The organism is Pseudomonas sp. 3MA1 (genome assembly GCF_029237275.1).
Taxonomy (GTDB): Bacteria; Pseudomonadota; Gammaproteobacteria; order Pseudomonadales; family Pseudomonadaceae; genus Aquipseudomonas; species Aquipseudomonas fluorescens_AP.
In genome coordinates, this window is sequence record NZ_JAACFX010000018.1 from 17014 (window position 1) to 35260 (window position 18247).

Consider the following 18247-nt stretch of genomic DNA (forward strand, 5'->3'; position numbering starts at 1 on the left):
TCCTCCCCCGAAGGGCGGCCCCGGGAGTGCCGCCCCTTCAGGTTATCCATCGCTATACCTGCTTCCCGGACGATTTCAGATTGCCCACCTGCTCGGCCAGCAGGTCTTGCCAGCCAGCCGGCTGGCCCTGATCGTTGGTGCTCGCCAATAGCCCGGCAAGGCGGGCGTCCTCCTTGTCCTGCGCCGCCTGTGCGGCTTCCAGCGCTTGGTGGGCCACGAGGATTTTCTGCAACTGCGGGGTGGTGGCGGTGCTGGCGTTCAAGGGTGGCGGAGGCGGCATTGCCGCGACCAGGGCGACCACATCCCCCGGGGATTGAGTGAAGGCCCGCAGCCCATCCAGATTGCTCAGCATCGGCAAGGCCAGACCGGTCAGCGGGTCGAAAGCGCTGACTTGCGGCGAACCCGGCACCCCGACCTTGCCCGCCAGCACCGGCCGCGCCAAAGACGGCAGGAACAGACCGAGCAACATGCGCGGGTCCTTCTTCTTGATGCTCAGGCCGACACTGGCCAGCGCCAGCGCCACCCCCACCACCCGGCCGGCGGTGGCCAGCAGCGACAGCTCCTTGTTCGACTCGTTGTCAAAATGCACCAGGCGAATGCGGAAGTAATCAGTGAACGGCTCGCGAGGGCCCAGCCAGGAGGTGTTCATGAACCAGGCGCGGGAGTCGTGGATCTGCTCGTCGAACAGCGCCACCAGGTCTTCCTTGCCCGATTTGGGCGTATTGGGTGCACTGAACAACTCCCGGTAAAGCTCGGTGCCTTTATCGTGCAGGTAGGCATACTCCTTGGCCTCGTCTTCCTCGTTGACCAGGAACACCGTACCGCCCAGCAGCAAATCCAGAACGCCGCCGACCTTCATGCTGTCGTCGAGCAGTCCCCACTCTTGCTTGTAGTCATGACGAAACTCGTCGGCGGCGCCTTTGAGTTGCTGGTGATCCAGGGGCGGGTCGAAGACCTTTTCCCTGCGCATGCCGTTGGCCTTTTCCTCACCACCGACGATCTGCACATGGCGCTGGTACTCCTTCTCCTGTGCCTCGGTATAAGTCGGTACCGGTTTGCCTTTGGCGGCGGCCTTGGTTTCGGCATCATTGCGCGCCTGGATCGCCTCCCAGGCCTCGATCTCGGCCTTGGGCATATCCGGCGGAGCATTCTGATAGAACGGCTGCCTTTCCACCCCTCCGGCATAACGGTCGATGCGCCAACCGGTGATCAGCGCCTGTTGCCACTCGATCATGTCTTCCAGGGTGCCGGTGTGTTGAGCGGCGTCGGCTTGCCAGGCGTTGAAGCGTTTGATGAGTTGGTCGGAGACGTTGAATTCAGCAAAGGTGTCTTTACTCATCTTCCGCCACTCTTCATGCATGCCCTCACGCCATGCAAATTCTGGAACTTGTAAAGGAGCACCCGCTTTAAACGCCTCTGCGTAAAGATGCTGCAGCGGAATCTGCGATAACAAATGCTCGGTACCAGCAAGCGCCTTACCCTGATCCCCAGGGGCATAACCCCCGCCTACATCCGAGTGCACGCCGGGGTAAAGATATTCGACGGTGCCACTACGGTAACTGGAGGGCTGAGTCGTATCGCGCTGGCCACTGGCGTTTTTCGGTCGACGACGGATCGAGTCCAATGGGAAGCTGGCACGCTGCTCATGGGCTGATACCAAGTGCACGCAACGCTTGAGAAAGTGGCAGTCCTCAGGAATGGAGGTGTCCATGCAAGTTGCAGACTCTTCATCAGGCAAACGCATGGTGCCGTCCGCCCAATCCATATGCCCGGCGGTAAAGGGAAAACTGTCGGCGATACCCACCGCCGCCACCGTGTCGCAGATACCAAGGAACTCAATGGAGATCGGCAGCCCGGCAAAACGATACTCCACTGCGCCATCGCTGCCTTTACAGCGAGTCAGGGTTTGCAGCCAGTTGGCAAAGGTTCGGGCTTGTGCAGCGCCTCTGGAGAAGCCATAGACATATAGGCGCATGGCCAAGATATGGGGTTTTTCCCCGACTTCTCTTCGCTGATCTAATAGCTTTTTCAGGTCATTCATATACGGACGCATGGCGGCTTCACGTTTTTTTTCGCCATTTTCCAATAGACCTAAAGTTGCTACGTTGCCATACCAACAAGTAGCCATGTCCTCCACTAGAGCTTGGGTCTCTAAAAGTAACAGTGGAGTTACTGGTGTTAAGGTTTTTTTGAGCGCATCGATTAATCGAGTAAGGCCCCAGTTGATTCGATTTTCACCACCACTGGCAGCTATCAGCCCCATATCGGTAGGTACCATTTCCTTAATATCCGGAAACACTGTACCCACGCCCGGACTGTAATACCTAAAATAGCCATTCTCCTGAGTAGTATCATCCGACCCTAGACTCGCATGATAAAGCCGAGCCATATTACTACATGAAGATGGGCTCGAAGCGCTGTCAGCCTCGTCGTTATTATTGGTCCCATCGAATGCCAATGTAACATGCAAAGTCTTACAGCAAGGTGCTCCGCTGTATGCGCCTCCTCTAGACTGGACAATTTTACGTTGTTGATCATCAAACTCAATTTCATCACGCTTTTGGCTCTTAATATTCCCAGAAAGCTCCTTTGGGGTTTTAGGCAAACATCTATCCAAAGGAAAAACCGGAGCAATTGGTGTACCAACTGAATGGTTTTTTATATTTCTTTCTATTATTTCGGACATACCTTCGGCTCCTTCATTTTCATTGGATAGTTGTAAGGATACCCAGGGTAGCCTGGAGACGTTCCAGCAGCTGTTACACGTACCTGATCGCAAGGTAAAAAGTGAACTTTCAAATCACCCGGACTATCGTACTGTGGAATTTCAACAATAGCTTTGTGACGTGAATACCCTTGTTTCTCCCTTGCCATTCGCTTATTCCAAGCATCAGAATATGGTCGCTCCGGCCATTTCCCATAAGAATATGGATCGGGATCTTTTTCCCACTCAACAATAGCTTTTAATCCTGGAACCCAATAACGAGGAACAACACCACAGCAAACTTGGCTACCCCCACCTTGATACGCCCCCAAGTTCGGCCCACCCGCCCCATTCACCGAAAACCGATTGATCGCCGCCGAAGTATGGTTATACCCAGTCACTGGAGCAGACAACATCTTCGACTCAGACTGGCAAGCGCTTGCTGTCAAAACGCCGGCGGCCAACAAGCACACACGAGCAATATTCAAGACACCAAATAAACTGCTCGCAAAAAGCTTTTCCATAATTAGTCCTGACATACTTCAGGCTCCTCCATTTCCATTGGATAGTTGTAGGGATAACGTGGATCCCCAGGTTTGATATTTTCTGCAGAAACGCGTACCTGATCACAAGGCAGAAAATGAACCTTTAACGTTCCAGCGATGGAGTACTGGGGAATTTCAACAGTAACTTTATGACGTGAGTACTCTTGCTTTTGTGCCTCCATACGTTTAGTCCAAGCCTCTGAGTAAGGTCGCTCCTCCCACTTACTTGAAGAGTAAGGATCAGGATCCTTTTCCCACTCAACAATAGCTCTTAATCCTGGAACCCAATGACGAGGAACAACACCACAACAACTTTGCTTTCCTCCGCCTTGATGTGGCCCTAAGTTCGGCCCGCCCGCCCCATTCACCGAAAACCGATTGATCGCTGCCGAAGTATGGTTATATCCCGTCACCGGCGCCGACAACATCTTCGACTCAGACTGACAAGCGCTTGCAGTCAACACTCCGGCGGCCAATGAGCACACACGAAAAACATTCAACAAACCAAATTGACCATTCGTTAAAAAGTTTTTCATAATCAACCCTGACATACTTCAGACTCCTCCATTTCCATTGGATAGTTGTAAGGATAACCAGGGTAGCCCGGAGATGTTCCAGCAGCGGTTACACGTACCTGATCGCAAGGTAAAAAATGAACTTTCAATACACCTGGAATATCGTATCGTGGGATCTCTACAATAACCTTATGTCGTGAATATCCTTTTTTATGCTCCGCCATACGTTTAGTCCAAGCATCTGAAAACTGACGCTCTGGCCAATCCCCATAAGTATATGGATCAGGATCCTTCTCCCATTCAACAACAGCTCTTAATCCTGGAACCCAATAACGAGGAACAACCCCACAACAACTTTGCTTACCCCCACCCTGATGCGGCCCCAAGTTCGGCCCACCCGCCCCATTAACCGAAAACCGATTGATCGCCGCCGAAGTATGGTTGTACCCCGTCACCGGGGCGCTCAGCATCGGCGACTGGCTCCGACAGGCTGTGACCAGCAACACGGCACTCAACCACCCGGTCAATGACACTGCGGTCTTCCAGTTCCGCGTTTTGCACATCCACTTCATGGCATCCCCCTCCCCTACTCATCCATCACGAACGGCGAGTTATCCAACAGCCACTGGCGAATAAACGCCTGTCGTTCTCCGGGTTCTTGCAGGCCTTGCTGGCAGGCCGCCATCTGGCTGTGGAACAGGTGGCGCATCAGGCCTTCCTCGCGGCTCAGGCCGTAGTGCTGCGGGGTGGCGCTGTGCTCGCGGCGGTGCCAGTCGGCGTCGGCCCAGGCCTTCAGGCTGGCGACCTGCGCGGGGTCGAACAGGAAGCCTTCCGCCGTTGGGGCGTCGCTGTGTCGGGAGTAGTGCCCCAGCAGCTGCTGTGCCCGGTGGTCGCGGTCGAGCCAGTGCCAGGCGATCACCGGGCCATGCAGGACGCGGCCCTGGGCCGGGGTCAGGGCTTCGCTCACCGGCAGGAACAGGCGCGGGTCGTAGTAGCGCAGCACCCCTTGTTCGCGGCCCTGGTTCCACTGCGCCTGGGTGCAGCGGCTGAGGTGAGCGGCCAGGGCCTCGAAGGGCCAGGGGCTGAGCAGCGCCAGTACGTGCTGGGTGCAGTCGACCGCGCTGAAAAAGGCCTTCAGCCAGGTTTGATGACGCAGCTTCAGCCGCAGCAGCAATGGCCCGGCATCGGCGATGGCGGCTTCCGGGGTGCTGTCGAACAGCTTGGCCAGTGGCGGGCCGTCGGCCAGGGTCGCCAGTTCTTGCAGCAGCGGGTAGTCGAGGCCGGTGGCGTCGATCAGCAGGTCGAGGTGCTCGTGCTCCAGCCGCTGTACCTGTTGCCACAGCAGCTCGTGCCACTGCGGGTTGCTCGTATACATGGCGGGCTCCTCTAGCGTGCTTCCAGCGCTTGGTTGTTGGCCTTGGCCCGGGCCAGGCACTCTTTGCACACCGGCGGCGGGTTGGGCGCGGCGACCTGGGGCAAGGCTCCCGGTACATCCCGATCCGCCGCCCCCGGCTGCAACGGCGGTTTGATGGCGATCCCGCTGCCACTGCCCGGGGCGCCGCCGGCGTTCTGTTTCACCAGCGGCCCGACGATCGTCACGCCGCCGGGGTCGAGCTTGATAAAGCTGCCGCCGGCCTTGAGGGTCATTTCCAGGGCCGCCTCGATGACGATCTTGTCCCCGGCCTTGAGGTGGATTTCCTGGCCGGCCTGGGTCAGTTGCGCCACGCCGAGCTTGATGTGCTGGGTGTCGGCCACGGTGAGGTGGTCGTCGGCGCGGAGTTCGGTCTTGCGCGCGCCGTGGGTGGTGCGGTGTTCCTCGGCCTTGAATTCGCTGTAGACGTTGTGCTCGACCGTGTCGTGGCGCTCGTGGCCGATGCGGAGCTTCTGATCGTGCTGGATGTTCTGGTCCCAGTCGCGCTGGGCGTGGACGAAGATCTGTTCGGCGCCCTTTTTGTCTTCGATGCGCAGTTCGTTGAAACCGCCGCCGCCCGGCGAGCTCAGGCTCTTGAATACGCTGCGGGTCTTGTGCGCTGGCAGCGCGTAGGGCACTTCGTGTTCCTTGTGGTACAGGCAGCCGCTGACCAGGGGCTGGTCGGGGTCGCCTTCGAGAAAGCTCACCAGCACTTCCATGCCGATGCGCGGGATGACCAGGGCGCCGTAGCGGTCGCCGGCCCAGCCGGAGGCCACCCGCAGCCAGCAACTGCTCTTGTCGTCGCCCTGGCCTTCGCGGTCCCAGTGGAACTGCACCTTGACCCGGCCGTATGGATCGGTGTGGATTTCCTCTCCTGCCGGGCCTGTAACCACTGCAGTCTGGCTGCCCAGTACCTGGGGCTTGGGGTGCTTGAGCGGCGCGCGGTAGAACACGTCCCAGGGGGTGGCCAGAAAGCGGTTGCGGTAGCCCTGCTGGAAGCCGTCCTCGGCCCGGGTATCGCTGGTGATGGACTCTTCCAGCACCTGGGGCTGCTTGCCTTCGTGGGTCACCTGGGTCAGCAGCCAGAGGTCGTTCCATTGCCTGCGCGGGTGCTCGGACAATTGCAGAAAATGCCCGCTGACCAGCCGTGGCTCATCGCCCCAGCCCTCGGCCTGCCGATAGTCGGCGCGGTGGCGCTCCAGGGCGCGCTGGCTGAGCAACCTGCCACGCTCACGGTCAGTGAAGCGTCCGGGGTAGTCATAGTCCTCCAGGTCCGGTTCCGGGCTTGCGGCCTCGGGCCGGTAGGCGGCCTCCAGCTGCAGGCGCGGTTTCTCGAAGTCGTAATCGCGGCGGCTGGTGCGACTGGTGCGCGACTCCAGACGCACTTCCAGGCCCTTGATCACCGGCTCGTCGGCCACAAGCCCGCTGCCGCGCACATAGGCGGTGGGGCGGCCGAGCTTGGGGAACGCGGTCTGATTGTCGCCAAACACCAGCAGGTGGCCGCCACGACTGTGCTGGAAGTGGTAATGCAGGCCCTCTTCTTCGCACAGGCGCTGGATGAAGTGCAGGTCGCTCTCGTCGTACTGCACGCAGTAGTCGCGTGCCGGACACGGATGCTCGATCTGGAACCGATAGGCATCGGCGAGGATGCCGTGCTCTTCGAGAATCGCGGCGATGATGGTCGGCACCGATCGCTGCTGGAAGATCCGCTGGTTGGTGCGATGGCGCAGGTAATCCAGGCGCGGCACCAGGGACAGTTGGTAATGGGTCAGGCGCTGCCCGGAGTCACCCTGGGCCACGCGCTGGATCTGGCCATGAATGCCATGGCCCTGGGGGTCGAAGGCGAGAAAGGCCTGTTTGTGCAGCAGCCCTTCCAGGTCCAGGGCCGGGTTGTCGCTGACCAGTTGCAGGTCGAAGCAAAAGGGTTGGCTGATGCCTTCGGTGCCCTTGAATCCCAGCACCTGCAAGTCATTGGCAAAGTCTTCGACGCTCAGGCTGAAGTGGGTCTCACTGGCCGAGTTGAACATGTGCTGCTCCTTGTTCGCTGTTCATGGTTCACGCCGCTGCAACCAGCCGCCCAGCCAGCCGCCCCTGGGGGTAAAGGCATGCCGCAGTTCCTCGACGCCGATGGCTCGCTCCGCGGCATTCAGCGCCAGGGCCGTGCGCAGCGCCGGCCAGCAGTACTCCGGCAACTGGCGCGGGCGTTGCAGTTGCAGGTCCAGCTGCTGGTCCCGGGCCTGGGTCGAGGGCAGGCGGCGATAAGGGTGCTTGCCGCTGACCAGTTCATGGATCACGCAGGCCACGGCGAACAGATCGGCCGCCGTCGACAGGGCCGCGCCTTGCAGCAGCTCCGGCGCGGCGTAGCTGGGGGTCCAGGCGTCGAAACGCTGGCGGTTGAGCCCTGGCAGGCCCGGCAACAGGCCCTGGGCGGCGCGGCTCAGGCCGAAGTCGAACAGCCGCAGGCCGTCGTCGCCGAGCATCAGGTTGCCGGGCTTGAGGTCGCCGTGCAGCACCCCGAGGCCGTGGCAGTAAGCGAGGGCATCCAGCAAGGCCAGAATCACCTCCCGCGCCTGCGCCCAGGGCAAACCCAGGGGCCACTGGCAGAGCAGTTGGTCCAGGGGCATGCCGCGCAGCTGTTCCATGGTGATGAAGGCGCAGGCGTGTCCGGTGTCCACGTCGAAGCTGTGCATGCGCACGATGTGCCGATGGTGCAGGCGCCGGGTCAGGGCGAACTCGCTGTAGAGCAAGGCGCTGGCATCCGGCGCGTCGGCGAAGGCTTCGCTGAGCAGCTTCACGGCCACATAGGGTTCGGGGTCGCCGAACTGTTCATGCAGCAGGTCCCGGGCGCGGTACACCACGCCCATGCCGCCGGCACCGAGCAAGCGCTCCAGGCGGTAACGGCCGGCCAGCACCTGGGGCAGCCCGCCCAGGGGATCGAGCACCTTGAGCGGCGGCCCTGTCGGCAAGCGCCGCTTGCCGCCGCCCCGGGCCTTGCCGCGCCCCTTGGAGCCTTTGCCACGGCCCTTGACCGGCCGCGGCTGCGTTGCCGCAGCCGCGACCACCCGGGTCAGTTCGCCCGGCGCCGGCGAGGGTGAATGCGGGTGCAACAGCGGCAGGTTCATTGGCGCACCACCACGGCGGTCAGGTTGTCCCGCGCCTCGCCGTCCAGGGCGTCCTCGAACAGACGCTGCAAGGCCACCTGCGGCGCCGCCAGGCTCAAGGCCCGGCACAAGGCGTTGCGGGTCAGCTCCTGGTACAGGCCGTCGCTGCACAGCAGGAACACGTCGCCGGGATAGACCTGCAGTTCCAGCACTTCCAGGCTCAGGCGCTCGCTGGCGCCCACCGCCCGGGTCAGGGCGTTGGCGGCCGGGTGCGAGCGGGCCTGTTCGACACTCATCTGCTGCTCGTCGATGAGCTTCTGCATCAGCGAATGATCCCGCGACAGCTGGTACAGGCGCTGCTCGCGCCATAAGTAGCAGCGGCTGTCTCCGGCCCAGATGCAGGCGGCGCGATCGCCCTGCAGCAACAGCGCGACCACGGTGCTGCCCATGATGCTGTCGCGCCGTCCGGCGGTGACCGTCAGCTCCTGGCCCAGGCGCCGGTTGAGCCAGTGCAGGCACTGGCGCACGCTGGCCAGGCGGGCCTCGAAGCCCTCCTCGGCCGGCAGCTCGGCGAGGCTGCTGACGATCAACCGGCTGGCGATGTCGCCGCCCTGGTGCCCGCCCATGCCGTCGGCCACCACCCACAGCCCGCGCTCCGGGCAGTCGAGGAAGGCGTCCTCGTTGCGCCGGCGCACCTTGCCCGGGTCGGTACGGGCCGCGCTGCGCCAGCTCCCGGCAGCGCTCATCAGAGCTGCACCGGCAGGCGGAAGCTGCGCAGCACGCCCATGTCGAAGGGGTTGGGGGTGCGCTGGCTGTGCAGCAGGTAGTTGGCCCGCAGCCCGCCCAGGTCGGCCTTGATCACCATCACGTCGCGTCCGCTCAGGTATTCGTTCTGCATCAGGTCGAACAGGCGGAACAGTGACCAGGGCCCGCTGTTCTTCTCGATGCCGATGGGCCGCCCGGCGAGTTTTTCCAGGACCAGGCTGGTGCGGCCGTTTTCCGCATCGGTGGGCCATTTGAAGGCCATGGGCACGATCGGACCGTGGCGGTACTCGAACTGCTGGTTGCCAAAGCGGAACTCGGCGCGGCTGACGCTGGGGTCCAGGGTGTAGGGTTCCAGGCGGAACTGCACCTGGGGCTCGGCGGGGTTCTCGGCGAAGAAGCTCTGGCGGATGACCTGGGCCGCGGCCATCTGGTCCAGGTAGACCCGGGACACCGGCAGGCTGTAGCCGTCGACGTTGCGCAGCCGGTAATTGCCCGGATCGCCCACCACGAAGGGCCGCAAGTAGGTGTCGAAGAAGCGCTCGGCCAGGCCCTGGGCCTTGAAGAACTCGCGGAAGTCGCCGATCGCCACCTCGCTGCTGCTGTGGGCATCGAACGGGTAGCGCTTGTGGATGGCCTTGCCGTAGAAGCCGTAGAGCTCGCCCTGATAACGCTGGTTGAGGTACTGGTAGGCGTCGTTGAGCACCAGGCGCCAGGTGTCCTCGGCCAGCAGGTTGAACCAGGCGCTGACCGGTCGCGGCAGGCGTCCGGAACTGGTGCGCAGGGTGCTCAGGGCATCGCGCTGGCCGCTCATGCGGGTCTTGGCCATTTCAAAGGCCGCCTGCTCGGGGTTGCCGGAGCGGGCCAGAAACGCCAGTTGCAACTGCAGTTCGTTGAGCGCCTGCAGGGCCGGGGCCAGGTCCGCGGTGGGGCCGTTGTTGTCGTCGAGCAAGCGGTGCAGCGGCTCGAAGCGGCTTTGCAGGGATTTGCGCGCGGTGTCCGGGAGTTTTTTCAGCAACCCGTCCTTGGCCTTGCCCGCGGCCGCCGCCGCGACCTTGCCCAGGGCGCCGCCACCGGCCAGCTTGTCAGCGGCCTCGCTCAGCTCATCGCCGGGCTCGACCAGCACCGGGAAACGGGTGTTCTCGCGCACTTCCACCAGCAGTTGCAGGATCGGCGAGTTGGCCGAGGTCAGGCCGGCCACTTGCTCGGCCCCTTCGCCGGCATCGTTGATCGGCTGCAAGGCCACCCGGCCCACGGCCTCGCCCCAGTGGTTGGCGTAGTCGCGAAAGTACAGCTGCTCCAGCTTGACCATCAATTGGCGCAGGTCCATGCCGCTGATGTCGCTGCCCTCCCCCAGCACCCAGTTATCCTGAAGGATGTCGCTCACCAGGCTGGCGCCCTGGACCGAGAAATACTGCTGGTAGCCCTGCTGGGTGTAGAAGCCCGGGATCACATAATCGGCGCCCAGCAGCAGGTGGCCCTGGGGCCCCAGGTGCTGGCTCAGGCGATAGTCCGGCAGCGTGCGAGCCTGCTCGCGCAACACCCGGTAGATCACGTCGGCCAGCGACTCGCTGCGCAGCACCTGGCGCGCCTGGGCCACCAGCGGCTCATTGAGCGGGTAGCTGAAGGGTTGCTGCAACAGGCGCTCGAAGTGGCGGTTGAGGCCGTTCTGCACCGGGCTGTTGCCGGGGTAGCGCCGCGACCAGTCGGCCGCCACCCAGTCGCGCAGCCAACTGGGGTCGCGACGTTCCTTGAGGTTGAGCATCAGGTAGGCGCGCAGGCTGTTGAGCAGGCGCTCCCGGTCCTTGAGGTTGCTGCGGATCTGCCCTTCGAGCATCTGCGCCACCCGTGGCAGCAACTGGGCTTGCAGCTCGCGCTCATAGGTTGCGCGCAGCACCGGGTTGCTGGCCTCACCCTGGTACAGGCCGACGCGCTCATGCAGCGACACCTCGCCCTTGGGCGGGAACACCCGGGTCGCCTGGTCGCTCAGGTCCAGGGTCTTGAGCGCCGCCATGGCGTCGCTCCGGTCACTCAGGGTGGCGCGTTGCTGGGTCCACTCCCGGGCCAGCTCGCGCAATTGCTCCAGGCGCGCATGGTTGGCGGAAAAACCACTGGCCCATACCAGCCCGAACAGCCCCAGGGAACCCAGCGCCCCCAGATAGAGAGCGCGCTGGCCCCAGTCGATGCGCCGGCGCTCGCCCTTCTCCAGGCCAGCCAGTTCGGCTTCGGGGAAAATCACCTGACTGAGCAGGTGATGAATGAATCGCGCCCGCCCGCTGTGCAGGTTCGGCAGCAGGCTGCTCTGCAGGCCCAGGTTGGCGCCGATCCCGGCCGTGTCGGGGTCCAGTGACTGGCTCAGGTGCGGCGCGCTGGTGAGGTAGAAGCCGCGCAACAGGCTGGCGCGCTGGTAGCGGTTACCGGTGAAGGCCATGTCGACGAACAGGCACAGGCGCTCGCCGATCAGTCCCAGCTGGTGGGGAAAATCGAGTATCCGCCCGCGACGCTGGGTGTCGCGCTCCTGGTGCATGCGCATGATCATCTGGCTGTTGAGGCGCCGCAGCAGGTCTTCGAACTCGTCGCGCAGCACCGCCACATCGGTGCCGTCCTGCTCGCGCCGGAAGCTGACACCCAGCACCTGCTCGCTCTCTTCGCGGCTCAGCTGATCGAAGAACTCGTCGAACCCCAGCAGTTGGTCGGCCTTGCTCAGCAACAGGTACACCGGCACGTCCACATGCAGTTTTTGCCGCACGTCCTGCAGGCGACTGCGCACCTGGCGCGCCAACAGTTCCAGGGCCTGCTCGTCGCCGCCCTGCAAGACTTCCACCGGCAGCGCCAGGAGCACGCCATTGAGCGGGCGATTGCGCCGACGGCTGCGCAGCAGGCCGAGCAAGGTGCTCCAGGCGTGGCTGTCGGCCTCGGGATCGGGCTGGGTCAGGTAACGCCCGGCCGTATCGATCAGCACCCCGTGTTCAGCGAAGTACCAGTCGCAGTGGACGCTGCCCTGGGTGTCGCGGGTCAGCTTGCGGTCGATGCGATTGAGGGGAAATTCCAGCCCGGAAAAATCCAGCAGGCTGGTCTTGCCACCGCCCTGGGGCCCGAGCAGCAGGTACCAGGGCAGGTCCTGGCGCCAGCGCTCGCTGCGGCCGCGATACAGGCTGGAGGTCTTGAGGGTGCGCAGCGCTTCCTTGAAGCGACTGCGCAGCTCTCTCTCCTCGTCATCCATGCGTTGTTCGCGCTCCAGGCTTTGCCGGCCTTCCTCGCTGTCCTCCAGGGCGCTCTTGCGCACCCCGGCGCGCCAGCTGACAAACACGATGCTCAAGCCCCAGATCAGGCACAAGCCGCTGATGGTCAACAGCCGCGCGGTGGTGCTGGCCCAGAACCGATAGTCATCCACCGCCAGCAAGGGCCCGACGAACCACACCAGCAACGCCGTCAACAGCACCAGCAGCAGGGTCCAGACCCAGGTCCTGGCAAGGAACAGGCCGACTTTCTTCAACAGAGTCTTCATCACAGTTTCCCGTCTTGCGGCGCACTCACGGACACCGCCGAATCAAGCTGACGATAAGGTTGCAGCACGCTCTCGCGCTGCTGCGCCAGAACCCAGGCAAACCCCGAATACATCACCGCCAGGCTCACCAGGGTGAACAACGCCACCGTCCACCAGGGCACGATCCGCACCAGGTCCCGGCGCTGATCGCCAAAGCCCTGCCACTGGGGCGACAGCTCCCGGGGCACGTCGCCGCGCAACTGGCGGATCTGCCGGTACAGGGCATCGCGGATGCCTTCCAGCTCCAGCATGCCGCGGGGCGCGACCCGGTACTTGCCCTCGAACCCCAGGGACAGGCACAGGTAGATGAGCTCCAGCATCGGCAGGTGGCGCAGCGGGTTGCGGGTCAGTTGCTCCAGCAGCTGGAAGACCTTTTCGCCGCCGAACGTCTCGTTGTGAAAGCTGCTCAGCAGGCTCATCTGCGACCATTGGCTTTCATTGCCCCAGGGGGTGCTCACCACCGCCTCGTCCGCCACCGTGCACAGCACATAGCGGGCGCTGCGCACCTGGCCGGGCTCGGCGCCGTCATGCAGCGCCCGGGCCTCGAACCGCCGGATGGCGGCGCTCAGTTGCTGGTTGAGCTCGCCCAGGTCTTCGCGCACCACGCTGTGCTTGAGCCGCACCACTTCCGAGAGCAGCTCGGACGCCGCGGCCACCAGGGCGTTGAGGCTGACGTTGAAGGCCTGGGCCGGTTGCAGGCGCGCGGCATAGATCATCCGCTGCTCCAGTTGCTCGATACGCGGCGGCGCGGCGGAGTCCGTCAGCGGGCCGCTGTCGGCGTGGGGCTCGTGGCGGTCGACGAGGACGGTCTTGTCGTCCTGCGGGTATTCACTGTCCTTGGTCATGGCAGTCAGTTCCTGATGGCCCAGAATTTCAGCTCAAGCTCGGAGAACTCCCCGGAAACGTGGAAGGCAAAGCCGCCGGAACGTTCCAGTTGAGTCAGCTCCTGGGGGCTGAATTCGAGGATGAAATAGGTCTTGCTGGAGTGGAACGGGATCTGTCGCGGCGCCACCGAGAGCGGTTTGACCTTGATCCCCGGCAGGTGCAGGTTGACCAGCTGGCGGATGTTCTCCACCGGGCCGACCTTGAGGTGCGCCGGCAAGCGATGACGCAACTCTTCGGCGTCGCAGTTGGCGCTGGCGGCCAGGACGAAGGAGGCCGACTCCAGCAGCGAGTGATCGTGCAGCGCCGCCACCAGGATGCCGTACTGGCGCTCCTGCAAGGCCAGCTCCATGGCGTGCTGCTCCAGGACCATGGACAGCACCTGGCGAATGGCGTCCATCAGGCTGCGAAAGCTCGCCCCCTGGTCGCTGTGCTGGTAGCGGGTGTCCAGGCGCGGGCGCTTGCTCTCGCTGGAGAAGGTCGACAGGTCGCCCAGCATGCCGAGCAAGGTGCGGTACAGCTCCTCCGGGTGCACCTGCTCCAGGTCCAGGTAGTGGCGCAGCACCACTTCGCTGCGGTTGATCAGCTGCAGCATCATGAAATCGCCGACCTCGGCGCCACCGACCTTGCCATTGGAGCGGATGCGCTCGGCGATGGTGTCGCCACGGTGGGCGAGCATGCTGATCACCTCCTTCAGGCACGACAGCAGGTAGGCCGAGGCGTGGGTCTGGATGAAGGTCGGGAAGAACTCCTGATCGAGGTTGATCACCCCTTCGGCGTTGCTGCCCTGCACCTCGCAGACCTTGAGCTTGACGTAGGCCTGGTCGCTTTGCTGCTCGCCCAGCAACAGGCGGAAGTCCGGGCGTCCGCAGCTGATCTGGCTGCTGGAGTCGTCGTCGGCATTGGAGTCGGCGATCTGCGCTTCGTAGGTGATGTAGCGCGCCAGCACATCGGACTGCTCGGCGCGCCGGGCTTCGATGTGGTTGCCAGTGACCAGGGGCAGCGCCAGGTACACCGAGGTCTTGCCGGTGTTGGCCGGCACGTCCAGGGCCAGGGGCTCGCTGCTCTCCCCGAGGGCGAACAGACTGCCGTCCGGCAGGATCCCCGAGGCCCGGCTGATCACCAGCTTGCCCATGTTCAGGTACTGCAGGTCGATCTCCAGACCGAGAAAGCCCCAGGTGTAGCTGCCCAGCAACTGGGTGCGGGTCTTGAGCTGATGATCGAAATAGCGGTCGTTGTGCTGGAAGTGCTGGGGCCGCAGCAACATGCCTTCCTGCCAGATGACTTTATGTTCGTTCATGGCTGTTCATCCGCCCGGGCCAGAGGTTGCAGACGGTTGCGAATGCCCGCCTGATCGAGGATCAGCTCACTGCGGGTGACCTCCATCGCGGTGATCGGAATCACGTAGCGCCAGCGGGTTTCCGGCAGGTCGCGGTAGGCCGCCAGCACCCCGACATAACGGCTGTCACGGTCGACGCTGAGCTTGAGCTCCAGGCTCTGCCCGGGCCGCAGCTCCAGCTCCTCGCTGGCCACCAGGTCCGGGGCCAGGGATTCCTTGGCCCGCTCGTAGAGGCTGAAGAAATCGGCGTTTTCAAAGGCCACCGGGTGCTTGAGCTCCAGCAGCCGCACCACGATGGGCGACGGCCGGCCGTTGAGATCGGGGTTCAACTGGTCACTGGCGCTGAGCCTGAGGTCGAGCTTGGTCAGGCTCGAATACGGCGACATCGAGGCGCAGGCGGCGAGCAGCGACAGCGCCAGCAGGGTCGCGGCGCGCATCAACAAAACCTTGCAGCGAAGCATGGGGATCATCCTTGGTGGGCGTGGGTGTTGAGGGTACAAATCAGCCGGTGCTGCTCCTCGTAGGCCTGGGCAAAGTCCCGGGCCAGCAGGCGTTCGCTCCAGTCGTCGTCCAGACGCAGGTTCTGGTGGTAACGGGTGTAGGCCCGCCAGTGACGCCCGGCGGTGGCCAGCCAGGGGCGCTTGCCGTCGCGCTCGAAGCGCAGGGTCAACTGCTGCGGCGAAAAGTGCTCCAGGGTGCTGCGCAGCGCTGCCCGGCTGGCGGCGAGCAAGGCCACCTGGTGCGCCTGCAAATCGCCGAAGGCCCGGGCAATGGCCTGGGGCCCGGACAACTGCCCGGGCTTGTCGTCCAGCAGCAGCCGCTCCAGGGCTTCGCCGGCGTCCGGGGCAAAGCGCAGTGGGTTCTTGCCGACGCTCTGGACCTGGGTCTGGCCCAGGCGCAGTTCGTTCTTCAATTCGCTACGGGTACGCAGGCTCTGCTGCAGGCTGGCGACACTCTGCTTGAGCAGGCTCGCCGCCTTGATCGCCAGCGCTTCCCGGGCCGCCGGATCGAGGTCCTTGAGCTCAACGCCCAGGGCCTCGGCAAAGCGTTCCCAGAACGGCTCGCCAGGGCTCTTGGGCGGCGACACCGGGCTCGCTGGCGGGACCGGCGCGGGCGCCACCAGTTCGGGGACCAGCAGGTGCTCGGTGTCGATCCGCGCGTAGTCGGCGAAGGGCTCAAGGGCCTGGGGCGGGCTGTCGAGCAGCGCCAGCGGATCGTCCGTCAACTCGCCCTGCTCCTCCATGGCCAGGGCCTTGAGCGGATCCGGGTCGAGAAAGGCGTCATCGGGAATGATGCTGCCCGCGGCCAGCGGCCGGCCGACGTCCAGCGCCAGGGACGCGCTCGTCGGCATCAGCCGCGCGCGCATCACGAAGCCCCCCAGCACATAGGTGCTGCCCTGCTCGATGCGCAGCGGCGTGCCCTTGGGCAGGCGCGCACCGCTGTCCTTGAGGATGATGCCGTTGCTGCTGGTATCGGTGAGGAAGAACGCGCCGTCCCGATAGCTGACCTGCGCGTGGTGATTGGACAGGTGCCGCTGGCGGTCGGGAATCACCCAGTGGCAATCGGCGCCGCGGCCGATCCGTCCCCCGCCCTGGCCGAAGGTCTTGCTGGCGCTTGCGGCCGGCAGGCGCTGAGGGCTGTCGAGCATTTCGAAAACCAGTTCCATGGTGCTGCTCCTTGCGCTCACTTGCCGCGGTTGACCGTCTGCGGGTCACCTAGCGGGCGGTAGCTGGGGTCATTGAATTTGTAATTGCCGCTGCAAGCGCCCAGGTGGCCGAAAACCACCAGCAACAGCAGGACAAGGGGCCAGGGACGAACGGACATCAGCGGTTCTCCGGATCAAGGTAAGGGGCGCGGCGCCCAAGCAATCGGGCGCCGCCGGTCAGCGACAAACACCGCCACAGCGCGCTCATGAGCAGGACGCCTCGGGTTCCAGCGGCTGGATCTGCAAGCGCGCCAGGCGGTAATGCAGGGCACGCCGCGACATGCCCAGCTCGCGGGCGGCGTGGGTACGATTGCCGCCGTGCTTGTGCAGGCATTCCAGCAACAGGCCGCGTTCGATCTGTTCCATGCGCAGCCGCAGGTTCAGGGTCGGCGAGTCATCCGGCGCCGAGCGTTGCAGCAGCAAGTGCTCGGGCAGCAGCTCGCGGCCTTCGCACAGCAGCACCGCCCGCTCCACCAGGCCCTTGAGCTCGCGCACGTTGCCGGGAAAGGCGTAGCCGCCGAGCAGTTGCAGCGCCGAGTCGGACCACTGCAATGCTTCGCGCTGGAGGAAGGCGCAGGTCTTGTCGCAGAAGTAGCGCGCCAGTTGCGCGACATCCCCCGCGCGCTGGCGCAGGGGCGGCAGTTCGATGGGGAACTGGCCAAGGCGGTAATAGAGGTCCTCGCGAAACTCGCCGCTGCTGACCAGGGTCGGCAAGTCGCGGTGCGTGGCAGCGATGATGCGCACATCGATCTGGCGCGGCTCGTTGCTGCCCAAGGGGCGGATTTCGCTTTCCTGCAACACCCGCAACAACTTGGCCTGCAGCACCAGCGGCATGTCGCCGATTTCATCCAGCAGCAGCGTGCCGCCCTGCGCCGCCTCGAACAGACCGATGCGATCGCTGTCGGCGCCGGTGAACGCGCCTTTGCGATAGCCGAACAATTCGCTCTCCAGCAAGTGCTCGGGCAAGGCCGCGCAGTTCTGCACGATAAAGGGCTGCAAGCGGCGCGGTCCGTAATCGTGGATGGCCCGCGCCACCACTTCCTTGCCGGTGCCGGTCTCGCCCTGGAGCAGCACCGTGTAGGGACTGTGCAGCACCTTGCTGATCAGCTGGCAGGTCTGGCGCATGGCCAGGCTGCTGCCGATCAGCCCGTAGTCGCCGGCCCGGCGCGGGGCCTCGGGCTCGGTCGGCAGCGTGACCGCCGCGCGCCGCCAGTGTTGCCGCAGGCTGCGCTGGGCCAACAGGAAACTGCCCGACAGGCGCAACGAACCGGCAAACCCCTGCAACCGGGCAGGCTCGCGGCTGGCGCACAGCAGCAGCCCTTGCACCGCACCCTGGGGGTTGGCCAGGGGCACGCACAGCAGCGAGCGCCAGGCACCGCCGGCCTCCGGCAGGAAGTCGGTCTGGTACAGGCCGCAGCCCAGGTCGGCGAGGAACAGCACGCGGTCCTGGCACAGCGAGAACTGCAACAGCTGCTCACCGTTGTAGTCCGCCGGCAGCTCGGCCACCGGCCGCGGCCGCGTGGCGTCGCTCAAACACTCGGCACAAAGCTCCAGGCGGGTATGGGTGGCGTCCAGCAGGTACAGCTGGGTCAGCTGGCAACCACTGAGCCGGGCGACGGCAGCCACGAAGTCCGCCAGCAGGCTGGCCTCGTCGCGACTCCTGGCCAGCTCGCAGTACATCCCCAGCAGGGATTCGGCGTAGGCCAGTGGTTGGGCAATCTGGGTAAACATCCGGC

15 protein-coding genes are annotated in these 18247 nt (G+C 64.0%); all 15 read right to left on the reverse strand.

What is annotated here, in order from left to right; genetic code table 11:
- Window positions 1–52 precede the first annotated feature (52 nt).
- The 15 genes from GWQ44_RS29655 to GWQ44_RS29725 all read right to left on the reverse strand — a co-directional run bounded on the left by GWQ44_RS29655 (window position 53) and on the right by GWQ44_RS29725 (window position 18242).
- The gene (locus GWQ44_RS29655) at window positions 53–2686 is read right to left on the reverse strand and encodes a DUF2235 domain-containing protein (RefSeq protein ID WP_275928969.1); all 2634 of its coding nucleotides are present in this window, start codon (window positions 2684–2686) and stop codon (window positions 53–55) included.
- Window positions 2674–3120: a DUF3304 domain-containing protein gene (locus GWQ44_RS29660; RefSeq protein WP_275929013.1), complete on the reverse strand. Its 447-nt coding sequence runs from the start codon at window positions 3118–3120 to the stop codon at window positions 2674–2676. The genes GWQ44_RS29655 and GWQ44_RS29660 overlap by 13 nt, the downstream gene beginning before the upstream one ends.
- A 110-nt stretch (window positions 3121–3230) precedes the next feature.
- Window positions 3231–3677: a DUF3304 domain-containing protein gene (locus GWQ44_RS29665; protein WP_275929014.1), complete on the reverse strand. Its 447-nt coding sequence runs from the start codon at window positions 3675–3677 to the stop codon at window positions 3231–3233.
- A gap of 110 nt (window positions 3678–3787) precedes the next feature.
- Window positions 3788–4234 carry a DUF3304 domain-containing protein gene (locus GWQ44_RS29670; protein ID WP_275928970.1) on the reverse strand — a complete coding sequence of 149 codons (447 nt, stop codon included), beginning with the start codon at window positions 4232–4234 and terminating at the stop codon, window positions 3788–3790.
- Between the two features lie 116 nt (window positions 4235–4350).
- Window positions 4351–5139 (reverse strand): DUF4123 domain-containing protein, encoded by a 789-nt coding sequence (locus GWQ44_RS29675; protein WP_275928971.1) that lies wholly within the window; start codon window positions 5137–5139, stop codon window positions 4351–4353.
- 11 nt (window positions 5140–5150) lie between these two features.
- Entirely contained in the window at window positions 5151–7202 is a 2052-nt protein-coding gene (gene tssI / locus GWQ44_RS29680; RefSeq protein ID WP_275928972.1) for a type VI secretion system tip protein TssI/VgrG, read from the reverse strand.
- Window positions 7203–7223: 21 nt separating this feature from the next.
- Window positions 7224–8297 carry a serine/threonine-protein kinase gene (locus GWQ44_RS29685; RefSeq protein ID WP_275928973.1) on the reverse strand — a complete coding sequence of 358 codons (1074 nt, stop codon included), beginning with the start codon at window positions 8295–8297 and terminating at the stop codon, window positions 7224–7226.
- Window positions 8294–9022: a PP2C family serine/threonine-protein phosphatase gene (locus tag GWQ44_RS29690; protein ID WP_016964180.1), complete on the reverse strand. Its 729-nt coding sequence runs from the start codon at window positions 9020–9022 to the stop codon at window positions 8294–8296. The genes GWQ44_RS29685 and GWQ44_RS29690 overlap by 4 nt, the downstream gene beginning before the upstream one ends.
- A complete protein-coding gene (tssM, locus tag GWQ44_RS29695) occupies window positions 9022–12546 on the reverse strand; it encodes a type VI secretion system membrane subunit TssM (protein WP_275928974.1) in 3525 nt (1174 codons plus the stop codon). Before tssM ends, GWQ44_RS29690 begins: the two co-directional genes overlap by 1 nt.
- Window positions 12546–13430: a type IVB secretion system protein IcmH/DotU gene (gene icmH / locus GWQ44_RS29700; RefSeq protein WP_047303358.1), complete on the reverse strand. Its 885-nt coding sequence runs from the start codon at window positions 13428–13430 to the stop codon at window positions 12546–12548. Before icmH ends, tssM begins: the two co-directional genes overlap by 1 nt.
- A gap of 5 nt (window positions 13431–13435) precedes the next feature.
- Window positions 13436–14767, reverse strand: a complete 1332-nt coding sequence (gene tssK / locus GWQ44_RS29705; RefSeq protein ID WP_016964839.1) for a type VI secretion system baseplate subunit TssK — start codon at window positions 14765–14767, stop codon at window positions 13436–13438.
- On the reverse strand, window positions 14764–15267 hold the full coding sequence (gene tssJ / locus GWQ44_RS29710; RefSeq protein ID WP_253130881.1) for a type VI secretion system lipoprotein TssJ: 504 nt from the start codon (window positions 15265–15267) through the stop codon (window positions 14764–14766). The genes tssK and tssJ overlap by 4 nt, the downstream gene beginning before the upstream one ends.
- 5 nt (window positions 15268–15272) lie before the next feature.
- Complete coding sequence (tagH, locus tag GWQ44_RS29715) at window positions 15273–16472, reverse strand: type VI secretion system-associated FHA domain protein TagH (RefSeq protein ID WP_275928975.1); 1200 nt, start codon at window positions 16470–16472, stop codon at window positions 15273–15275.
- A gap of 17 nt (window positions 16473–16489) precedes the next feature.
- Window positions 16490–16630, reverse strand: a complete 141-nt coding sequence (locus GWQ44_RS29720; RefSeq protein ID WP_047303353.1) for a hypothetical protein — start codon at window positions 16628–16630, stop codon at window positions 16490–16492.
- Window positions 16631–16715: 85 nt separating this feature from the next.
- Window positions 16716–18242 carry a sigma-54-dependent Fis family transcriptional regulator gene (locus tag GWQ44_RS29725; protein WP_016965100.1) on the reverse strand — a complete coding sequence of 509 codons (1527 nt, stop codon included), beginning with the start codon at window positions 18240–18242 and terminating at the stop codon, window positions 16716–16718.
- Window positions 18243–18247 lie beyond the last annotated feature (5 nt).